A 21,982-nucleotide genomic window follows, 5' to 3' on the forward strand; every position below is an offset into this window, starting at 1 on the left:
TAGTTTTATTTAAAATTGCAAAGAAATATCTCGCAATCGTTAAATCTGTGTCTTAGTTTACTAATTTTCTCATCAATATCCTCTATTAAAAATGCATAAAATGCACTTCCACTTCCTGACATAAAAAACTTTAACTCTTCTACTTCTTTTAGTTTATTTCTAAACTCAATCAAATTTTTATCTGATTTTAACAGTGCTTCTTCTAAATTGTTTTCAATATATTCTTCAACTAATGATAAATCATTTTCCTTCAAACCTTGTATTATATTATCTATATTTGATTTTCTAGGCTTATCTATATTTTTCATTTGTTTATAAGCTTCAACTGTGGATACTCCAAAAGGAGGTTTAATTATAACCAAAGAAACTTTTAAATTATTTTCAATTTCTTGTAGTTTTTCACCTATTCCTTGAACTCTTGAAGGTTTATTTAGTATAAAAAAAGGAATATCTGCTCCTATACTTTTCCCTAATTCTACCAACTCTCCAAAAGATAAGATATTACCATGAAATTTATTTAAAAAATTTAAAAATATCGCTCCATTGGAACTCCCACCACCTAATCCTGCTTGATGTGGAATAATCTTTTCTAAAAAAACTTCCATACTTAAAGGAGCTAATTTTACTTTTTCATAAAATTTTATATATATTTTATAAAGAATATTACTTGAATCTACTGGAATATCCTTTTTATTTGTTTTTATTTTTAAATCACCACTTTTATCTTCAACTTTTATTATTAAATTATCACATAAATCAATCGGTATCATAGTCATATCTAAAAGATGATATCCATTTTCTAAGACACCAACTATATTTAAACCAATATTTATTTTAGCATTTGATTGAAGATTAAATATTTTCATTAAAATATATCCTCCTCACCATCTAAATCAATAACTATACCCTTACTATCTAGTAATTCTACTAATTCAGATGTTTTGCTCTTAGCTACATTTCCTTCTGGTACCTCCAATATTTTAAATTTGAAATATTTATTATAATACTCAAGCTCTAATTCCATTCCAACTTTAACTTCAGTACTAGCTTTTGCTACCTTACCATTTAATTTTGCTTTTCCACCATCAACTACTATTTTAGCAACTGGTCTTCTTTTTATTATTCTACTTACTTTTAAAAACTTGTCTAATCTCATCTTGCCACTTCCTTTTTCGTAATATTATATATACCTTATTTTTTTCATATGTCAATAGTTCTAAAAAATATTTTTATTTTTTAGCCTCTTCCCAAACTCTATCCATCTCCTCAAGAGTTGCTTCTTCCACATTACAATTCTTTTCAACATACCTAAAACGTCTCTCGAATTTATTAGACGCTTCATTTAAACAAAGCTCAGGATTTATTCCTAAATGCCTAGATAAATTAACTAAAGCAAAGAACAAATCTCCTAACTCTTCTCTAGCTTTTTTCTCATCTCCAACCATAACTTCATCTCTCAATTCATCTATCTCTTCTTCTACTTTATCTATAACTCCATGAATTTCAGGCCAGTCAAATCCTACCTTAGATGCTTTTTTTTGAAGTTTTTCAGCTCTTAAAAGTGCTGACATTCCCTTTGGAACTCCATCTAAAATAGAGATTCTTTCTGCATGCTCTTTTTCATCTTTTTTTATTTTTTCCCAATTAATTAAAACTTCATCTGATGTCTTTACATCTATCCCATTTCCAAAAACATGCGGATGTCTTCTTATCATTTTTTCTGAGATACTATCAATGACATCTTCTATTTTAAATTCACCTTTTTCTTCACATATATTAGATTGAAAAACTACTTGAAGTAACAGGTCTCCTAACTCACCTTTTAGCTTTTCTCCTCCCTCATCCATAGCTTCTAAAACTTCATATGTTTCTTCTAATAAATGAGGCTTTAAACTTTCTAAAGTTTGCTCTCTATCCCAAGGACAACCATTTGGTTCTCTTAATTTTTTTATAATTTCTACAAATTCATCAAACTTTTTCATTTAAATCATCATCTCCCTTATACCAATATAAAAATTTTAAAATATCTTCAAAATAATATAATCCACCCTCTTTTTGAGAATATCTAGCTTTTTTTTCCTCAATTAGCTTCATTAATTTTTCAAAATTTACATAATCATTATTAAATTTTAAGAAATACTCTTCATCCTTTTCTACTATTTCTTCAATTTTTAAATCTTTAGCCAATATTTTTATTTCTAAATATCTTAATAAACTTACTACTTCTTTAGGGAGTTCACCAAATCTATCTATTAATTCTGCTTTTATCTCTGACAGTTTTTCTAAATCCCTTGTATCAACTAATCTTCTATAGATTATTAATCTTTCATCTCCCTCTATATAATCTCTTGGAATATACGAATCCTCTTTCAAAATAATTTTTGTTTCAAAATCCTCTTTATAATCTCCTTTTACTTTAGCTATTTCCTCTTGTAATAATTTTGTATATAGATTATATCCAAAAGTTTCTAAGGCACCATGTTGCTTATCTCCCAGTATTTCACCTGCTCCTCTTATTCTCATATCTTCTAAAGAAAGTTTAAAACCTCCTCCAAACTCTCCTATATCTTTTAAAGTTTCTTTTCTCTCTGAAGCTTTTTTACCTAGCTTCTTTTCCTTATCAACTATTAAATAACAATAACCTTTTCTTTTTCCTCTCCCCACTCTTCCACGCAGTTGATAAACTTGAGAAAGTCCTAATTTATCAATTCCTTCTATTAAAATGGTATTTGCATTCTCTATATCAATTCCATTTTCTATAATTGTAGTACTCAATAAAATATCAATATCTCCATCTTGAAATTTTTTTAACTTCTCTTTTATATTTTTAGGAGTCATTTTTCCATGAATATAATCTATAGTTACAAATTTAGGTAAAATTTTCTTTAAATCATTTAATTTATCCTCTATTCTTTTAACTCTATTAAATATATAAAAAACTTGTCCTTCTCGTGCTATCTCTTTCATAATAGATTCTCTAATATCTTTCTTATTATCATTTATAAAACTAGTTTCTACAGGAACTCTTCCCTCAGGGGCAGTTTCTATAACAGATATATCTCTAATTCCCAATAACGCATAATTTAAAGTTCTCGGAATAGGAGTTGCTGTTAAAGTTAACATATCTACATTATTTTTCATTTTTTTTAGTTTTTCTTTATCTTTTACTCCAAATTTTTGTTCCTCATCAACTATAATAAGTCCTAAATTTTTAAACTTTAGGTCTCCTGATAAAACTCTATGAGTTCCAATAACAATATCTACACTTCCATTTTCAACCTTTTTTATTATCTCTTTTTGTTCTTTATCTCCACTTAATCGGCTTAATAGTTCAAGTGTTATTGGATAATCTTCATACCTTTCTACAAATCTATCATAGTGTTGTTGAGCTAAAACTGTTGTTGGTGCTACTATTAAAACTTGTTTTCCATCCATAACACATTTAAATGCTGCTCTTATAGCTACTTCTGTCTTTCCATATCCTACATCTCCACACACAATTCTATCCATAACTTTTGAGGACTCCATATCTCTTTTAACATCTTTTATAGCATTCTTTTGATCTCTAGTTTCTATGTATGGAAACTTCTCTTCAAACTCCTCTTGCCAAACTGTGTCTGGAGAAAATTTATAACCTGTACGAAGAGCTCTTCTAGCTTGAATTTCTACAATCTCTTTCGCAAATTTAAGCATATCCTCTTCTAATTTTTCTCTTCTTCTTTTAAATCCTCTTCTTCCTAAGTTATACAATTCTGGGGTTTTTCCAGTTGATACTAAAAATCGTTCTATTTTATTTAATCCTTCAATAGGAACAAAAAGTCTATCTTCATCTGCATATCTTATCGCCAAGTAATCTTTTCCATCAATCTCTTGAATTCCTAAATAAATTCCAACACCATAGTTTTCATGAATAATATAATCTCCCTCTCTTATCTGAGAGATATTTTCATATTTTATTCCATCTTTTTTATTTAAAGACTTTACTCTTTCAGTGTCTCCTTCACTTTTAATTACATCTATTTTTTTAGAAACTCTCTCTATTTTTTCGTACAACTCTCTTATTTGTTGTTCTTTATCTCTTTCTCTTACTATAGCTTCTTCTAATTTATAATTTAATATTTCAGAATTTTCTAAATAAATATCACATACTCTATTCTCTTTTAATTTTTCTAAGAGCTTTATAAAATCTATTTTCAATAAATTATTTTTGTTTATATACATATTTACTCTGCTTATTTTTTCAAAACTTTTTTGATCAAAAATAGAAAAATATGTTATTCTATCAATTTCATCCCCAAAGTACTCTATTCTAATTGGATTTTCTCCATTTAAAGGAAATATATCTACAATATCTCCTCTAACTGAAAATTCCATTCTTTTTTCTACTAAATAATTTTTCTTATATCCATTTTTCTCTAAAAGCTCTATAAGACTTTTTCTCGTTATTCCAGTTCCTAGTGTTAAAGTTAAAATATCACTATTTAAAGAATATTCTGTTAAAAGTCCTTCTAAAGATGTTAAAATTATTAATTTTTTATTACTTTTTAAACTTTCTAAAAGTTGATAGTTCACTTTATAGTAATCATCTTCCTCTTGTATATTTGAAAGTTCAATTAAATCTATTTCTTTTTGATCAATTAGATTTTCAAAATAAATATCTATATTTTTATTAGAAGACCCTATATATACTACACTATTTTTATTCTCTATTAAAAATTTTGGAATATCTTTTCTAAACATATACGCCTCCTGATTCTTCTTCATTTTATCTTTATTATACATTATTTATTTCAAATTAAAAGAAAAAGAGATTGGATTACTCCAACCTCTTTTAATGTATGTAAATTAAATTAACTAAGAGCTAAATTATGCAAAGAATCCAAATACCATAGATCCTAGGATAAGCATCATTGCTCCTCCTACTCTTGAAGAGATTTGTGCGAAAGAAATAAGTTCCATTCTATCTGCTGCTCCAAGAACTGCGATATCTCCAGATCCTCCTCTATTAGCCATACATAGTCCTGCTGTAATAGCTGCTTCTACTGGATAGAATTTCATCTTTTTAGACGCTAACATAATTAATATTACTGCTCCTAAAACGATTGCTAAAGCGATTACTAAGTTAGCTATAGATAAAGAGTTTATAATCTCCTGTACATCTGTTCCAAATCCTACTGCTCCCATTAATACCCAAATTGTATATTTAGAGAAGTACGCTTGAATCTCTTTTGCTCCAGCTTTTAATGCTGCAGGAACAACGTTTAATATATTTAGAATGATAGAGTAAATTACTAAGAATGCTAATCTATGCATTTCAAATGGGAACTTTAATGAAGTCCAAATTACTCCTGATATATGTGAGAACATAAATAATACTCCGATGAAAATGAACGCTGATGCGATATCTTTTGCAGTAACTACAACTTTAGGTCCTGCTTCCTCTTTTACAGCTTCTTTAGTATCATCTAATATTAAATTTCCATTTCCTGTTAATCCTGGATGTTTCTTTCCAAGTTCTTTTAAGAATGCTCCTGTAAATATAGCTATAACGTTAGCTATTGTTAAAATTGAAATTGCAAATGCAAACCAATCTTTTGGATTTCCACCAGTTTTTTGAGCCCACATCTCTGACATAGGAATAGCTCCTGCTCCAGTTCCTCCACCCATTATAGGTAAAACATAGTTCATGATAATATCTAAAGGCTCTTTTCCAAATAAAAGTCCAGCTCCTACTCCACCTAATGTAGCTCCAGCTACTCCAATTAAAATTAATGGAATATAACCAGCTATTGATTGAAGAAGTGTTTTTCTATTTACTGTTAAAACTGAACCAACTATTAAAGCTGGAATAAATAACTCCAAGAAGTTTACTGGTTGCTCACCATAGAAAACATCAATTGCTTTTAAAACTTTTGCTGGAACTAAATTATAAGTACCCATTACTGCCGATGCAAAGAATACTAGAACTGTTCCTCCACCAATGTAGTCATTCCATATTGGAATTCTATCACCAATTTCTCCAAATAAGATACCAAATACTGCTAATATACCGAATATTACTAGAAAGTTACCTCTTAAAAAAGCTGCTTCTTTTCCACCAAAAGGTACATACACAGTTAATGCAACTATTGCTAATAAACCTAGGAACATCTGAATTGATAATCCGCTCCACTTTGACTGTCTTGGATCAAACAGTTCTTTGAAATTTTTTTGTGCCATTTTTCTCCCCTTATTTCTTTAATTTATATATGTTTTTTGAATTTTGATTTCTATACCCTACTATCTTTTTATTTTTCTAACAACATCAATTATGCTACCGTCTCTATATTCAACAACAGCTACAACTTGATCTTCAAACTCTATCTCTTTTGGCTCTCCAACAATAAAGTTTGCTAATTCTCTTAATTTCTCCATAGTTACTAGCTCAATTCCGGCTTTTTGGAATCTTTCTAATAAGTCAGTTCTAGTTGGATTTACAACTACTCCATAGTCTGTTACAACTACATCTACTGTACTTCCTGGAGTAACTACAGTTGTTACTTTATCAATTATTGTAGGTATTCTTCCTCTTGTTAATGGAGCAACTATAATTGATACATTTGCTGCTGCTGCTGTATCAGAGTGTCCTCCTGAAGCTTCTCTAATAACTCCATCTGAACCTGATATAACGTTAACATTAAAGTCCTTATCTACTTCTAAAGCACTTAAGATAACAAAGTCTAACTTATTTACAGCTGGTGAACAGTTAAATGGATTTGCATAGAAATCAGCACTTACTTCTACGTGCTTTTCATTTCTTCCTATTGATTCAACTGCTGCTAAGTCAAAACATTGTGTATCATAAAGCTGTCCCATTAGTCCCTCTTCTAATAAGTCAACGAAAGCTTTTGTTATTCCCCCTAAACCAAAGCTACACTTTATATTTCTTTTTAATAACTCTTCTCTTATAAATCTTGTTACTGCTAATGAAGCTCCTCCTGAACCTGTTTGCATAGAGAAACCATCATTAAAGTATCCTGATGCTAACATTACATCTAAAACTTTTTTAGCCATTAATAACTCTTTTGGATTTGATGTAAATCTTGTAGCTCCAGACATTATTCCATTTGGATCTCCAATCTCGTCAACTACTACAACATAATCAACTTGTGTTTGTGGAATACTCATTGGGCTATTTGGATAGTCAACTAAAGTATCTGTTATTATGATTACTTTATCAGCATGAGCTGCGTCTACCTTTGCATACCCTAATGATCCACAAAGTGATTTTCCTTTTACTCCGTTAGCATTTCCCATGCAATCTGATGATGATGCTCCTAAGAACGCTACATCTATTTTTATATCTCCTTCAACAATAGCTCTTGCTCTTCCTCCGTGAGATCTTATAACTGCTGGGTAATCCCCTAACATTCCATTAGATATCTCTTTTGCTAAATCTCCTCTTAATCCACTTGAACCTAATCTATTTACTACACCAGCTTTAATATGCTTTACAATTCCTTCATGAGCTTTAGTAAATGAACTAGCTTCTACTCTTAGGTTTTTGAATCCCATCTCAGCTAATTTATCTAAAACCATTGGTAAAACTTTATCACCATTTCTAAAGTGGTGGTGGAAAGATATAGTCATTCCATCTTTTAATCCTGAATTTCTTATAGCTTCTTCTAAAGAATCTACAACTTTAGTTCTCTTTATAGCACCTTTTAAAGATTCTGCATTTTCATTAACAGATCCTTCAGGTTGATTAGTAAATGGAGCTTTATATGCTTTTCTTTCTCCGTAACCTTTTATTGTTTTTAAAAGATTTTCGTCAACTCTTTTATTTATCATATTACTCGTCTCCTCCTAATCTTACCCCAGCTGCCTTTGCTAGTCTTAAAACATGTTCAGCTCTTTCAATAATTGGCTTATCTACCATTTTACCATCCACTGTAAATACACCTTTATTTTGCTCTAAAGCTTCTCTTGTTGCATCTACAATTTTCTTAGCTTTCTTTATATCAATATCTGAAGGAGTATATACTTTATGAAGTAACTCAATCTGTCTTGGGTGAATTAATGATTTTCCTGAGAATCCCATCTGCTTAATCATTGTTGCTTCTTTTATAAATCCTTCATCATTATTTACATCTGAGTAAACAGAATCTAAAGCGTCTATTCCTGCTGCTCTAGCTGCCATTACTATTAATCCTCTTCCTGTAAACAACTCTACACCTTCTGGAGATCTATTTGTTTTTAAGTTAGTTACATAGTCCTCTCCACCAATAGCCATTCCTACTAGTCTCTTTGAAGAAGTTGCAATTTGGTAAGCATTTAAAGCTCCTAAAGGACTCTCTATAGCTACCATTAACTTTGTTGTTCCAACTGGAATTCCAGCTTCTTTTTCAATTCTTTCTACATGAGCCTCAACATCTAAAACATCTTTTGGTGTATCTGTTTTAGGTATTCTTATGATATCTGGCTGAGCTCTTACAATAAATTCTAAGTCCTCTACTCCATACTCTGTATCTAAAGCATTGATTCTTACAACAGTTTCTATATTTAAACTCTTATATACTGGTCTCATTTTTTGTAACATATTGTAAACTAAAAATCTAGCTGAATCCTTTTCTGTTACAGCAATTGCATCCTCTAAGTCAAACATTATTGAATCTGGTCTATATATATGTACATCTTTTATTACTCCTGGATTATTTCCTGGAATAAAAAGCATCGAACGTCTTAATTTCATTTTTTTCCTCCTACTTCCAAGTGAATTTTTGTTGAGCTGCTCTTGTAACAACTGTCTGGATTCTGCTTTTGATTACTGGCTCAATAGCCCCTTTATCATTAACTAAAACTTTAGCTGAAGTAACTCCAAGCTCTTCTAAGCTTTCTAAAATTACTCTTCTAACGTCATCTCCGTATTGTCCCATTACAACGCTTTCAATTTCTAATTCAATTCCTGTAGCATTTGGCTCAATTATTACGTACATATCACTCGATTCAAGAGTACCTGCCACTGCTTTTACTTTGATCTCCATCTCCTGGCCTCCAATTTATTTTTATTTAAACATTGCTAGTAACACTCCTGCTGCTACTGCTGAACCTATAACTCCCGCTACGTTTGGTCCCATTGCATGCATCAGTAAGAAGTTACTTGGATTTTCCTCTTGTCCTACTTTTTGAACAACTCTAGCTGCCATTGGTACAGCACTTACTCCTGCTGCTCCTATCATTGGATTTATTGTACCTTTGCTAAGTTTACACATAACCTTTCCAAAGATTACTCCTCCAGCCGTTCCAAAAGAGAAAGCGAAAAGTCCTAAAATTATTATCTTTATTGTTGCAAGATTTAAAAATGCTTCTGCATTTGTTGTAGCTCCAACTGTTAATCCAATAAATATTGTGATTATATACATTAAAGCTCCTTTTATATGTTCAACTAAGTTTGGAACAAGTCCACTCTCCTTAGCTAAGTTTCCAAACATTAACATTCCTACTAGCGGAATTGCTGATGGAATTATTAAAGTTACTACTATTGTTACTACTATTGGGAAAAGAATTTTTTCTCTCTTACTTACAGTTCTAAGCTGAGTCATCTTTATTTGTCTTTCCTCTTTAGTTGTAAATAATCTTATAATTGGTGGTTGAATTACTGGTACTAACGCCATATATGAATAAGCTGCAACCGCTATTGGTCCTAACATATGTGGTGCTAATTTTGAAGTTAAGTAAATTGCTGTTGGTCCATCTGCTCCACCTATAATACCGATAGATGCTGCTTCGTTACCGTTTAACCCCAATAGAACTGCTCCTACGAAAGCTCCAAAAATTCCAAGTTGTGCTGCTGCTCCAAGAAGTAAACTCTTAGGATTTGCAATTAACGGACCGAAGTCTGTACTTGCTCCAATTGCTAAGAATATTAACGGAGGATAAACTCCATATTTAACTCCTTGATATAAAATATTTAAAAGTCCATCTTTATCCATTATTCCTTCACTTACTGGTGCTGGTAGATTAACTAATAGCATTCCAAAAGCTATTGGAAGTAAAAGATATGGTTCATACTGCTTCTTTATTGCTAAAAACAATAGGAATAAGGCAACTAATATCATAATCCCTTGATTTACTGTCATCATTGCAATTCCTGTTGTTGCAAATAGATTATTTAAAAACTCCATTTTAACTCCTCTCTACTTCGTTCATTATTATTAAGCTATTGTTGCTACTACTACTCCACCATCAATTGTGTCACCTTTATTTACAGTAATTGACTCTACTACTCCATCAACTGGTGATACGATTGGATTTTCCATTTTCATAGCTTCTAATATTAGTAAAGTGTCTCCTGCTTTTACTCTAGCTCCTGGAGTTACCTCTATTGATACTACTAAACCTTGCATAGGTGCTTCAACTTTTGTTCCATTTCCTGCTGGTGCAGATACTGGAGCAGCTGGTGCTGCAGTTGTTGATGCTGGTGTTGATATTGTCCCATTTACTTCTTTAACTGATTCTACTTCTACCTCGTATACTTTTTCTCCAATTTTAACTTTATATACTTTTATCATCTTTAGTTACACTCCTATTTAGTTTAATTCTTTTATTCCTACAACTCTTACATTGGCATCTTTATCTTCTCCAGCTGCCTCTATACATGCTACCATCATTGCTACTCTCATCTCTTCACTTGTTATTTTAGATGGATCAAACTTTTCTCTTTCAACTTTTTTTGGTGCTGCTGCTGGTGTAGCTTTTTTTATCTCTTGAACTTTTTCTGCTGGAATATATTTAAACAGAGAAAGAACAAAAGCTAATATAGCTAATATTGTAAATACAACTAGCATACTTATTAAAGTTATTTCAAGAGACGTTATAAGTGATATTGCTCCTTTAAACATTCTTATAAATCATTCTCCTTTCAACTAAAAAATTATATTTATATTTCTGTACTCTTTTTCTACTTTAGGTTTATTTCTATTTTCTAAGTATGGCTTAGCAATTTGTGGGAACATAGCATACATTAAAACATCTTCTGGACATTTTGCTAAATCTCCTATCTCCTTTGCTATTTCAGCATATTCAGGTTTTAAAAGATCTGCTGGTCTTCCTGTAAATACTGGCTCATCTCCTATAATCTTCTTCTTTATATCTTCAGACATTGGTGCTGGAGATTTTCCATATAGACCTTTTACATAATCCTTTATCTCTTTAGGAACCATTTTATATCTTTCCCCTGTCAGTACATTAAATACTGCCTGTGTTCCTACCATTTGACTTAACGGTGTTACTAATGGAGGGTATCCTAAATCCTCTCTAACTCTTGGAATCTCTTTTAAAACATCCTCATATTTATCAGCTGCTTTTTGAGCTGTTAGTTGAGAAACTAGATTTGATAACATTCCTCCTGGTAGCTGATATTCTAAAATACTTGGCTCAACAAAGTAAGCTTGCATATTTAAAACTTTTTCATCCATATATTTTTTTCTAATTGGCTTAAAGTACTCTGCAATCTCTTTTAAAAGTGTTAAATTAAGTTCTGGATCTCTTTCTCCACCTTCAAAAGTTCTAACCATAGATTCTGTTGCTGGTTGTGCTGTTCCTCCTGCAAAAGTTGAAATTGATGTATCTATAATATCAATTCCTGCATCTACAGCTCTTAAATATAGCATACTTGCTATTCCACTTGTAGCATGAGTGTGTAATTCTAATGGTACATTAATTACTGACTTAATCTCTTTTATTAAGTTATATCCTGTTTCAGGTAGTAATATTCCAGCCATATCTTTTATAACGATTGAATCAGCGCCCATACTTTCCATCTCTTTTGCTAACTCTTTATAGTACTCTGTTGTATGAACAGGACTTATTGTATAAGCAATTGAAAGCTGACAGTGCCCACCATATTTTTTAGTAGCTTCTGCTGCAACCTTTAAGTTTCTTGTATCGTTTAAAGCATCAAATATTCTAATTATATCAATACCATTCTCTATTGATTTTTTTACAAATTCTTCTACTATATCATCAGCATAGTGTCTATATCCTAAAAGGTTTTGCCCTCTTAATAGCATTTGTAACTTTGTATTTTTTGCTCTCTTTTTTATCTCTCTTAATCTCTCCCAAGGATCCTCATTTAGAAATCTAATACAAGCATCAAAAGTGGCTCCTCCCCAAACCTCTAATGCATGATATCCAACTTCATCCATTTTTTCTACAATTGGAAGGATCTCTGCAGTTGTCAATCTTGTGGCTATTAGAGATTGATGTCCATCTCTTAGACAAGTTTCTGTTATTTTAACTTTATTTTTCAAAATATCCTCCTTGGTATCCGGTGTCCCGTATTCTGTATACAATTTATTATCTACACTAAAGTATACAACATTTTTTATATTTGTCAAATTATTTTTTGTATGTTTAATATGGTAAAAAATATAATTTTAGTACAGTGTGAACTACTTTTCCAAAAAAAAATCAGAATTTCTTCTGATTTTAACTTTCAACCTGTTTTATTAAGAACTCTTTAGCCTCTAATAGATGCTTTCTATTTACAGCTATGGCTTCTTCTTTATTACCAGCTTTTATTAATTCTACTATCTTAGCATGATCTCTATGAGCACTTAGTCTTCTATTATTATTTTCAGCTGATATTTTTCTAAACTTTTTTAAATATAGATTCAAATTATTTATTAAAGTTACCACTCTTGGAAGATCAGAAATACTATAAAGTATTTTATTAAATTCAGAGAAGTATTTAAAAACTTCTAAAGATTTCTCTTCATCATTAACTATAGCTGCTGCTTTAGCTACATTTTCCTCTAATCTTTCAATATCTTTTTTTGTCACTCTTTCAAATAGTTCTTCAAAGATAACTGTTTCTAAAGCTATTCTAATCTTTACTACTTCCTCTACATCCTTTTTAGTGGTTTTTGGTACTGTTACCCCACCCTTTTCTCTTGCCTCAATAAGCCCTTCTAATTCAAGCATTCTAATTGCCTCTCTTAAAGGTGTTCTACTTATATTAAGCTTTTCTGCAAATTCCTCTTCTACTATTCTACTTCCTTCTTTTATCTTTCCATTTACAATTTCATCCTTTAGATAATCATATACTTGCTCACGGATTGATTTTTTCTTTTTTATAACCATCATATTCCCCTTTTATTCAATTGTCTCTAGATACTCCCTAAGTGATTCATTGAAGATATCTAACATTTTATCTATCTCTTCCCTTTTAATTATATAGGGTGGCATAAAATAAACAATGTTTCCTAATGGTCTTAAAATAGCTCCTTTTTTTAAGGCTATTTTGTATATTTCATATCCTGCTCGTTCTCCAGGAATTCCAACTAATTCAATAGCTCCAATTAATCCTATTTGTCTATATTCTCCAAAATAAGGGATATCCTTTAATTTCTCTGTAGCAGATTTTCTTAAATAATCACCTTTTTCTTTTATAACTTCTAAAATATTTTCCTCTTGAAAAATTTTTAAAGTTTCCACAGCTATTCTACATCCTATAGGATTTCCTGAGTAACTGTGAGAATGTAAAAATGATTTTCCTTCTGAATAATCTGCATAAAATGCATCATATAATTTATCTGTTATTAAAACTATAGACATTGGAAAATATCCTGCTGTTAAACCTTTTCCAACACACATAATATCAGGACTAACTCCTGCATGTTCTATAGCAAACATTTTTCCTGTTCTTCCAAATCCCATTGCTATTTCATCTGCAATTAAGTGAATATTTAATTTTTGTGTTAATGCTCTTAATTTTTTTAAATATATTGGCGAATATATTCTCATTCCTGCAACACCTTGAACCATTGATTCAATTATTACTCCAGAAATTATATCTCCATTTTCTTTTAAATACTCTTCCATGTAAACGAAACACTCTGCGTTACAATTTTCTCTTTTTTTATCGAAAGAACAATTAAAACAATCTGGTCCTTTTACTTTTACTCCTTCTTTTAAAAGCGGCTTATAAACATCTGTAAATCTATCCATGTTTCCAACACCTAAAGCCCCAATTGTTTCTCCATGATACGCCCCATCTATTGAAACAAATGTTTTTTTCTGTGGATTTCCTGTTTGAACATGATATTGAAAACTCAATTTTATAGCTACTTCCGTACTTGAAGAACCATTATCTGTAAATATAAGTTTATTTAATCCTTTTGGTGCGACAGCTGTCAATCTTTCTCCCAATTCAATTGCTGCTTCATGAGAAAAATTTGCAAAAATTATATGCTCTAATTTATCTATTTGCTCTTTTATAGCTGCATTTATTCTTGGATTACAATGTCCAAATAGATTCACCCACCAACTTGAAACACAATCCATATATCTATTTCCAAATTCATCTTCTACGTATAGTCCATCTCCTTTTACTATTACCATAGGAGGAAGTTGTTCATAATCTTTCATTTGCGAGCATGGGTGAAAGATATGTTCTAAATCTTTTTTCTGTAAATCACTTAGGTTTTTCATTTAAGGTACACCTCTTCAATTATAAAATTCATATATTTAATACAAAAATAATCTTTAGTGCCTATTATAGCATAAATACTTTTTTATTACCTATTTTTTTCTTTTTCTACTAGATAGAATTCCAAGCTCCTCTCTATATTTTCCTACCGTCCTTCTCTGTACTAGTAGATTTTTTTCCATAAGTTTTATTAAAATTTTTTCATCTGATAAAGGATTATTTTTATCTTCAGTCTCAATAATTTTTAAAATTTCTCTTTTTATTAGCTCAGCCTTATCATCTAAAACAATATATTTTTTTAAACTTTCTATTTTCCCATTTATTTTTATAAATTTATCTTTTAAAGCTCTTGAAATTGTAGATTCATGAAGATTTAAGCTGTAAGCAATATCTTTAACTTTTAATGTTTTTAAATTTTTATCAAAAAGAATATATTCTTTTTGATAATTTAAAACATATCTTCCAACTTCTAAGAGTGTTTCTTGTCTTTTTATTAAACCTCTTTCTAAAGCCAAAGCTAGTATTTGATCTTTTTTATTTTCGTTTTTTAACCTTATTTTTGGAATCCCTGATTCATTTAAATTTACAATAAGCTCTTCATTATTTGTCTCTACAAACAAATCTGGAATAATATAATCTGTTTTTTTATTTACATAAAAACCTCTCGCAGGCTTAGGATTTAAATTTTTTATTGTATTTATATACTCTTTAACTTTAGCTAATGGAATATCTCTTTCTAAAGAGATTTTTTTTAAATCTGCATTTGCAATATCCTCTAAATTTTTATCTAAAATATTAGATAATGTATCAGTCAAAATGCCTTTATTTTCAAGTTGAATTTTTAAACAATCTATAAGATTAGTGGCACCGACTCCTATAGGCTCTAATGTGTGTAAAATTTTTATAGCATCTTTAAATATATTTAATTTAAAACCACCATTTTTCCTTAACTCTTCTAAATTAGAGATTAAATAACCTCTTTCATCTAAATTATTTATTAGATACTCTAAAATATCTCTAACTTCTCTTTTTATTTCTAAATAAATTATTTGCTCCTCTAAATAACTTATTAAACTCTCATTTTCCTCACCTATATTCTCAATAAAATTTTCATAATCTTCATTTTTTGAAAAATTAGATTTTGGAAAAATAATCTCTATATTTGAGTTTTTTACACTTTCTTTCTCCAAGTATTCTTTCAGTTCTTTTAAACTCATTTTTAAAATCTCTATAGATATTTTCATCTCTAAAGAAAGATTTAATTTTAAACTTTGATCTAACCCCAATTTAAAATCCATTATTATCCCCCTTTCTATAAATATAAAATAGGTAGAGTTTTAATCTTGTGTCTAGACTCTACCTAATTATTAATTTTTTTTAAATTTAAACTCTTTTTCAAAATGAACTTTAATTATCTTCCCTTTGTATATAATTGGCTTAAACTTCCATTTCCTCAAAGCCTTCTCTACTTCTTCTCTAAATCCAAACTTACTTTCACCAGATATAAACTTTACATCTTTTACTGTACCATCAATATCTACAAGAAAATTAACCTTAATACTACCAACTCCATTATATCCTATTTTTCTCGCTTTTATAGGATATTGAGGATCTACTTCTTTTAATATCTCATATTCTATACCATCTAATGATATCGCTGTGAATACTCCATCCTCTCCTTGTAAAAATCTATTTTGGTCTTCAAACTCATTGTAGCTTTCTTTTACTTTATTAGAATTAGTTTTTTTCTCTTTATTATCTGACTTTTTAGTTTCTGACTTTTTTTTCTTAACCTCTTCTTTTTTTATTATTTTTTTAACTTTTTCCTTTGTTTTTTCTTCTTCTACTGGCTTCTCTTCAGGTATAACCTTTTCATCTTGAACCTCTTCTTTTTGTTCACTCTGTTTTACTGAGCTAATATTACTATTATTACTAACTGCTCTTCTATTTTTTACTGATACTATCATCGTATTTTTCTCTCTAAACTTTAACCCTTCATCCTTTGCAAATCCAAATAGAAAAAATATAACTATACCATGCAAAATAGCTGATAGAATATAAAATTTATTCATAAAAATTCAGCTCCACTTTATCAACACCACTACTTTTTAAAGCTCCAATAGCTTTCACTACAACTTCATATTTCAAATTTTTATCTGCACTTATTGTTATCTCATTTATATTAGTTACTTTTTCTCCTAAAGTTTCTAAGGTAATAGGATTAGAAGTTTTATCTACTAGTAGAAAATAGTTTTCATCTTTATCTATAACTAATTCATATACATCCTTAGATGTTTCAGAAACCACACCACCCTTAGGAAGCTCTAATTTAAATCCACTATACTTGTCAAAAGTTGTAACTAACATGAAAAAAATTAAAAGCAGGAAAACAACATCAATTAAAGGTGTTAAATCTGGAGTTGCCAAACTTCTTCTTTTTGTTCTTCTTTTCATATTCTTACCTCTTCACTATATTTACTATAAATGTAGCTATTTTTTCTACTTCTAAACTCATTTTTTCTATTTTTTTATTAAATATATTATAAGCTATTATTGACGGTATAGCTATTATTAGTCCTCCTGCAGTTGTTAATAAAGCTTGAGATATTCCTCCTGCTATAGCATTGGGATCCCCTGTTCCAGAAACTGCAATTTTTCCAAAGGCTTGAATCATTCCTGTAACTGTTCCTAAAAGTCCAATCATAGGAGCTGTATATGCAATAATTCCTAAAATATATGTATTTCTTTCTAATATATCCATCTCTTCTAATTCAATCTCTCTTAAAAGTTCATCACTATTTTTATAATCTCCAACTAAGCAATAACGGATTAAAAATTTTGTTAAAGTTTTTCCAACTACACCTTTTTCTTTTTTCGAAAACTCTATAGCTTCATTATACTTTCCATCTATTAAAAGTTCTTTTATCTCTTTTTTAAACATAGAATCTACTGATGTTTTATTTTTTATAAAACACAAAGACCTTTCAAAAATTACCCCTAAAGAAACCACTGATAAAATAAGTAATACATATAGTATTGGTCCTCCAGCTTTTATATAATATAACATCTCACCCTCCAAATTTTTAATAATATTTATAATTAAAGTATATATTATTCAATAAAAAAGAGCAAGGTATTAACCTTGCTCTCTGATAATTAATTTGTTGTTTTATTTGTTTTTAACATCTCATATCTCATTTTCATTTGCTCTGTTTTCATCTCAGCTTGGATGTTAGCTCTATCTTTGTTTATTTTTTCAATATTTGTAAAATTTGGATTCTCTTTTGCCATCTCTTTCATCATAGCTACTTTGTTTTCCTGAAGTTTGATTCTTCCCTCTTGAAGTTTTGGATTTGTTCTCATTTTTTCTCTCATTAAAGCTTTTTCTTCATTTGTTTGACACTGACCAACCATCATTTTTCCACCATTGTTATGTCCCATTCCATCAGCTGACATTCTGTGTCCATTATTTCCTTTTGCCATTGCTACTGTTCCTAATCCTAAAGCCATCATAGATACTAATAAAAATTTTTTCATTTTTTATACCTCCTAAGTTTTCTCTTTGTCTTTACACAAATATACTAACAAAGTTTTATGGCTAAAATATGGCAAAAAAACTTTTTTTGACTTTTTTATTTTTTTAATTCTACATATATTTTTTCAATTTCATCAAAAACTCTATGTGATGCTCTAAGTATCTCACTAGAATCAATAACATGTATGTTTTTATTTTTATAAGCATCTGTTTCCTCAATTAATTTTAAGCTATTTTTTATTCCATCAATATTTTTTACTCCTCTAGTTCCTATAATATATTTTGGATTTTCTTTTAAAATATATTCTGAAGATATTATTGGTTTTTTTCCTACTTTTGGAACTATTACATCTAATCCTAAAGTTTCTAAAATCTCTACAGGAAGAGAGTTTTTTTCAAAAGATGTAGGTGGAGAATCTGAATATAAAACTACAGCTTTCCCTTGTAATCTAAAGTTTTCTCTTATATATTTCAATTTATTATTTAACTCCTCTACAAGTTCTTTGCTCTCTTTTTCTCTATTTACTAATTTTCCTAAAATTAATGTATTTTTTAAAATATCATCTAAATTTTTATTTGAAAAAGTTATTGAAGGTATATTAAACTTTTCTAATCCACTCTTTTCATTTCCCATAACATTAAAAATAACTAAATCTGGATTAAAAGATAAAATTTTTTCTAATGAAGGCTTAGATATGCTTCCAGCTAAAGGTAATTCTTGAGTTTTTTCCTGTGGCCATATTTTTTTACTGTGGTTTGCAATAGCCACAATATTTTTATCTGCTCCTAGTTTATACAAGATTTCTACTGCTCCAAAATTATAAATAACTATTCTTTTATATTCTTTTAATAAAATTTTTTCACCCTTCTCTCCTACCACATAGTTATCAACTATATCTAATGAAAATATTTTTAAAGATAACATCAAAAATAATAAAATTAAGTTCTTCATTTTTTACCTCGCTTTGGTAATATATATATATTATTTTCTAAATTTAAAATTTCTGGTGTAAAATTATATACTTTTTCTAACCACTCCTTTTTTATTACATCTTTTGGCTCCCCTGATATTGGTATTTTTCCATCCTTTATAAAAAGAATTTTATCACAAAATAATGAAGCTAGATTTATATCATGTATTACAATTATTCCAATTAAACTTTTAGCCTTAATCTCTTCTTTTAAAAGTTCTAAAAATTCTAAGGAATAATTTATATCTAAAGCTGATGTTGGCTCATCTAATAAAATAACCTCACTATTTTGAATAAATGCTCTTCCTAATAAAATTCTTTGAAACTCTCCTCCACTTAAACTTTTTATATCTCTATTTAAATACTCTTGTAAATTTAATTTTTTTATAACTTCATCTATTATTTTATCATCTTCTAAATCTAAACCTTTAAAGCTATTTTTTATATGAGGTACTCTTCCAAGTTTTAATATCTCTAGTACTGTAAAATTTAAATTTTGATTGGATTTTTGTGCTATAAAAGAGATTTTTTTAGCAAACTCTTTTCTTGAAAGTTTTTCAACTTCTAGATTATCTAAATAAATTTCTCCCTCTTCCTTTTCTAAAAAGCCCATTATAACTTTTAATAAAGTACTTTTCCCACAACCATTAGCTCCCAATATACCTACAAGTTCTCCTGGAAAAAAATTATAACTTATATCATTTAAAACTTTATAATCTCCATATGAATATTTTAAATTTTTTAATTTTAAACTTTCCATTACACACCTCTTCTATTTTTAAAAGCTAAGTATATAAAAAATGGAGCTCCAAATATAGCTGTTACAATTCCTATTGGTATTTCCATAGTTGTTAATACTCCTCTTGAAATCGTATCGCACAGTAACAGAAATAATCCCCCATATAACATTGATAGTGGAATTAACTTTATATTACTACTTCCAAATATAATTCTCACTAAATGTGGTATTATAAGACCTACAAAACCTATCATTCCTGTAAAAGCTACTGAAAATCCTACCATAAATGTAGAAATCATTAATACTTTATATTTAAATTTTTTTATATCTACACCTAAACTATGAGCCTCTTCATCTGAAAGTAAAATTATATCTAAATTATATCTATTTATATAAAAATATATTAATGAAAATAAAAGTGGAACTAAAAGAATTACTATTTTTTTCCAATCTGCTCCTCCTAAATACCCCATAGTCCATAGAACAACTCTAAAACTATCCTCACCAACAATATACATGACTAAAGAGATTACTGCTCTTAAGAGAGCTGAAATAGCTATTCCTATTATTAAAAGAGTAGACAAATCTAAACTTCCTCTTTTACTATTAGAAAGCTTAAAAATTAATAATGATGTTATAAAAGAAAATATCGAGCCAAAAACACCAAAATATACCTCTGAAAGTCCTAGTAAAAAAGCTATAACCGCTCCAAAAGTACCACTAGCTGATATTCCAATTATATATGGATCTGCCATAGGATTTCTAAAAAGTGTTTGAGTTATAGCTCCACTACTTCCTAATAACATCCCAATTATTATTGCCATAACTGCCCTAGGTATTCTTAAATTCCAAATTATTTTATACTCTAATAAATCTTTATTTCCATTTCCCAAAAGCAAATTTAACCCCTTGATAAAATCTATTTCATAGTTCCCTATAAATAGTGAGAAACAAAAAAGAAAAATTAAAATTCCAACTGAAACTATAGCTATACTTTTATTTTTTGAAATCATTGTACTTCTCCCTTTACCTTTTATCAAAAAATAAAATCCCCCAAACTTATTCGGGGGATTTTTTATTTTATTAAAATTTTAAATATGTCAATGGATTCTCTATTTTTCCATTTTTTCTTATTTCAAAATGTAAGTGAGGACCACTTACTCTTCCTGTTGCTCCACTTAAAGCTATATGTTGATTTTGAGATATTTTTTGACCTTTCTTAACATCTATTTGACTAAGATGAGCATATCTTGTTTCATAACCATCTGAATGTTTTATTATGATAAGTTTTCCATACCCACTAGCTCTTCCAGCAAAAGATACAACACCCTCTCTTGCAGAAACAACTTTTGTACCAGTTTTAGCTTTTAAATCTACACCTGCATGATTTAAAACTTTCTTTAATACAGGATGTTTTCTTGAACCAAAACTACTTGTTAAACTCATTGCCATTAAAGGATTAGAAAAAGTACCTAAGTTAGTTTTTTTAACATATTCTTGCTTAAAACTGCTTAAGTATCTTGAAACTTTAGGTTCTCTTAAAAAGATTTTAGCTCCAACTAAAAGTCTATCAATCTCATTATCTTCTTTTATTGTTTTAACATCCACTTCAAATCTCTTTGACAACCCTTCAAAAGTATCTCCTTTTTTAATTGAGTAGAATATTCCAGGTTCTGTTGGAATATTAATCTTCTTCCCTATTTGAAGAACTCTTAAGTTTTTATCAATATTATTTGCATAGATATAGTCAGTTTTTATTTTATATTCTTTAGATAAATCTGAAATAGTATCTCCTTTTTTAATCACATATTCCATATTTTCTAATACAATTTTTTCTTCTAAGTCAATACTGCTATCAAGATCGGCTAACTCTTGTCCCTCTTGATCATCCCACTCTTTAGCAATTTTATTTTCTAATTCTAAATCCTCTAAAGTAGATTCCTCTGCTAAATTTTGTGTAACTTTTTCCTCTATTACTTTAGTTGAATTTTCTTGAGTAGAAACAATTTTTTCTCCTACTTTCTTTTCTGTAACTTCAACTTTTTCTATAGCTAGAGTTTCAGTTTCAGCAACCTCTCCATTCTTTTCTGTTTCTTTATTTTCAATTACCTCGTTATTTTTAGCCTCGTTATTTTTTAATGTAAACTCTCTATAAAAAATTGATGTTACTAAAAAGACTAAAATACCTATGACTAATTTTTTCCCTTTTTTCATAATCCACCATTCTTTTCTTTATTTTTTAGTATTTTTATAAATTTTTATAAATT

General features: G+C 29.2%; 23 protein-coding genes. All 23 read right to left on the reverse strand.

From position 1 onward, the window contains the following. Nucleotides 1-5: 5 nt before the first annotated feature. Nucleotides 6-866: a 4-(cytidine 5'-diphospho)-2-C-methyl-D-erythritol kinase gene (gene ispE, locus H5J23_RS02305; RefSeq protein WP_185890841.1), complete on the reverse strand. Its 861-nt coding sequence runs from the start codon at nt 864-866 to the stop codon at nt 6-8. Continuing rightward, entirely contained in the window at nt 866-1,156 is a 291-nt protein-coding gene (locus tag H5J23_RS02310) for an RNA-binding S4 domain-containing protein (protein ID WP_023049993.1), read from the reverse strand. The genes ispE and H5J23_RS02310 overlap by 1 nt, the downstream gene beginning before the upstream one ends. 73 nt (nt 1,157-1,229) lie before the next feature. Continuing rightward, nucleotides 1,230-1,982: a nucleoside triphosphate pyrophosphohydrolase gene (gene mazG, locus H5J23_RS02315; protein ID WP_185890843.1), complete on the reverse strand. Its 753-nt coding sequence runs from the start codon at nt 1,980-1,982 to the stop codon at nt 1,230-1,232. Beyond that, a complete protein-coding gene (gene mfd / locus H5J23_RS02320) occupies nt 1,969-4,740 on the reverse strand; it encodes a transcription-repair coupling factor (protein ID WP_255494338.1) in 2,772 nt (923 codons plus the stop codon). Before mfd ends, mazG begins: the two co-directional genes overlap by 14 nt. A 126-nt stretch (nt 4,741-4,866) precedes the next feature. Next, complete coding sequence (locus tag H5J23_RS02325; RefSeq protein ID WP_023049996.1) at nt 4,867-6,219, reverse strand: 2-hydroxycarboxylate transporter family protein; 1,353 nt, start codon at nt 6,217-6,219, stop codon at nt 4,867-4,869. A gap of 60 nt (nt 6,220-6,279) precedes the next feature. Further along, on the reverse strand, nt 6,280-7,830 hold the full coding sequence (gene citF, locus H5J23_RS02330) for a citrate lyase subunit alpha (RefSeq protein ID WP_185890847.1): 1,551 nt from the start codon (nt 7,828-7,830) through the stop codon (nt 6,280-6,282). Between the two features lies 1 nt (nt 7,831). After that, nucleotides 7,832-8,731 carry an aldolase/citrate lyase family protein gene (locus H5J23_RS02335; RefSeq protein ID WP_040406397.1) on the reverse strand — a complete coding sequence of 300 codons (900 nt, stop codon included), beginning with the start codon at nt 8,729-8,731 and terminating at the stop codon, nt 7,832-7,834. 10 nt (nt 8,732-8,741) lie between these two features. Beyond that, nucleotides 8,742-9,023: a citrate lyase acyl carrier protein gene (citD, locus tag H5J23_RS02340; protein WP_023049999.1), complete on the reverse strand. Its 282-nt coding sequence runs from the start codon at nt 9,021-9,023 to the stop codon at nt 8,742-8,744. A 21-nt stretch (nt 9,024-9,044) separates the two neighbouring features. Then, nucleotides 9,045-10,163: a sodium ion-translocating decarboxylase subunit beta gene (locus H5J23_RS02345; protein WP_023050000.1), complete on the reverse strand. Its 1,119-nt coding sequence runs from the start codon at nt 10,161-10,163 to the stop codon at nt 9,045-9,047. 30 nt (nt 10,164-10,193) lie between these two features. Then, nucleotides 10,194-10,550, reverse strand: a complete 357-nt coding sequence (locus H5J23_RS02350; protein WP_023050001.1) for a biotin/lipoyl-containing protein — start codon at nt 10,548-10,550, stop codon at nt 10,194-10,196. A gap of 18 nt (nt 10,551-10,568) precedes the next feature. Then, complete coding sequence (locus H5J23_RS02355; RefSeq protein WP_185890849.1) at nt 10,569-10,880, reverse strand: OadG family protein; 312 nt, start codon at nt 10,878-10,880, stop codon at nt 10,569-10,571. A gap of 24 nt (nt 10,881-10,904) precedes the next feature. Next, nucleotides 10,905-12,290, reverse strand: coding sequence for an oxaloacetate decarboxylase subunit alpha (locus H5J23_RS02360; RefSeq protein ID WP_040406399.1), 1,386 nt, complete (start codon nt 12,288-12,290; stop codon nt 10,905-10,907). 178 nt (nt 12,291-12,468) lie between these two features. Next, nucleotides 12,469-13,122, reverse strand: coding sequence for a GntR family transcriptional regulator (locus H5J23_RS02365; protein WP_040406402.1), 654 nt, complete (start codon nt 13,120-13,122; stop codon nt 12,469-12,471). 12 nt (nt 13,123-13,134) lie between these two features. Continuing rightward, a complete protein-coding gene (bioA, locus tag H5J23_RS02370; protein ID WP_023050005.1) occupies nt 13,135-14,472 on the reverse strand; it encodes an adenosylmethionine--8-amino-7-oxononanoate transaminase in 1,338 nt (445 codons plus the stop codon). 90 nt (nt 14,473-14,562) lie between these two features. Then, complete coding sequence (gene rpoN, locus H5J23_RS02375) at nt 14,563-15,768, reverse strand: RNA polymerase factor sigma-54 (protein ID WP_185890851.1); 1,206 nt, start codon at nt 15,766-15,768, stop codon at nt 14,563-14,565. A gap of 69 nt (nt 15,769-15,837) precedes the next feature. Further along, nucleotides 15,838-16,542 (reverse strand): energy transducer TonB, encoded by a 705-nt coding sequence (locus H5J23_RS02380; protein WP_185890854.1) that lies wholly within the window; start codon nt 16,540-16,542, stop codon nt 15,838-15,840. Next, the gene (locus H5J23_RS02385; protein WP_185890856.1) at nt 16,535-16,924 is read right to left on the reverse strand and encodes a biopolymer transporter ExbD; all 390 of its coding nucleotides are present in this window, start codon (nt 16,922-16,924) and stop codon (nt 16,535-16,537) included. The genes H5J23_RS02380 and H5J23_RS02385 overlap by 8 nt, the downstream gene beginning before the upstream one ends. A gap of 4 nt (nt 16,925-16,928) precedes the next feature. After that, the gene (locus H5J23_RS02390) at nt 16,929-17,537 is read right to left on the reverse strand and encodes a MotA/TolQ/ExbB proton channel family protein (protein ID WP_023050009.1); all 609 of its coding nucleotides are present in this window, start codon (nt 17,535-17,537) and stop codon (nt 16,929-16,931) included. Nucleotides 17,538-17,626: 89 nt separating this feature from the next. Next, on the reverse strand, nt 17,627-18,007 hold the full coding sequence (locus H5J23_RS02395) for a hypothetical protein (RefSeq protein ID WP_023050010.1): 381 nt from the start codon (nt 18,005-18,007) through the stop codon (nt 17,627-17,629). Between the two features lie 95 nt (nt 18,008-18,102). Continuing rightward, entirely contained in the window at nt 18,103-18,957 is an 855-nt protein-coding gene (locus H5J23_RS02400) for an ABC transporter substrate-binding protein (RefSeq protein ID WP_185890858.1), read from the reverse strand. Then, nucleotides 18,954-19,736, reverse strand: coding sequence for an ABC transporter ATP-binding protein (locus H5J23_RS02405; protein WP_185890861.1), 783 nt, complete (start codon nt 19,734-19,736; stop codon nt 18,954-18,956). The genes H5J23_RS02400 and H5J23_RS02405 overlap by 4 nt, the downstream gene beginning before the upstream one ends. Beyond that, nucleotides 19,736-20,728, reverse strand: a complete 993-nt coding sequence (locus H5J23_RS02410; protein ID WP_185890863.1) for an iron ABC transporter permease — start codon at nt 20,726-20,728, stop codon at nt 19,736-19,738. Before H5J23_RS02410 ends, H5J23_RS02405 begins: the two co-directional genes overlap by 1 nt. A gap of 70 nt (nt 20,729-20,798) precedes the next feature. Further along, nucleotides 20,799-21,929, reverse strand: coding sequence for a M23 family metallopeptidase (locus H5J23_RS02415; protein ID WP_185890865.1), 1,131 nt, complete (start codon nt 21,927-21,929; stop codon nt 20,799-20,801). Between the last annotated feature and the right edge of the window lie 53 nt (nt 21,930-21,982).

Source organism: Cetobacterium sp. 2G large (assembly GCF_014250655.1).
GTDB lineage: Bacteria > Fusobacteriota > Fusobacteriia > Fusobacteriales > Fusobacteriaceae > Cetobacterium_A > Cetobacterium_A somerae.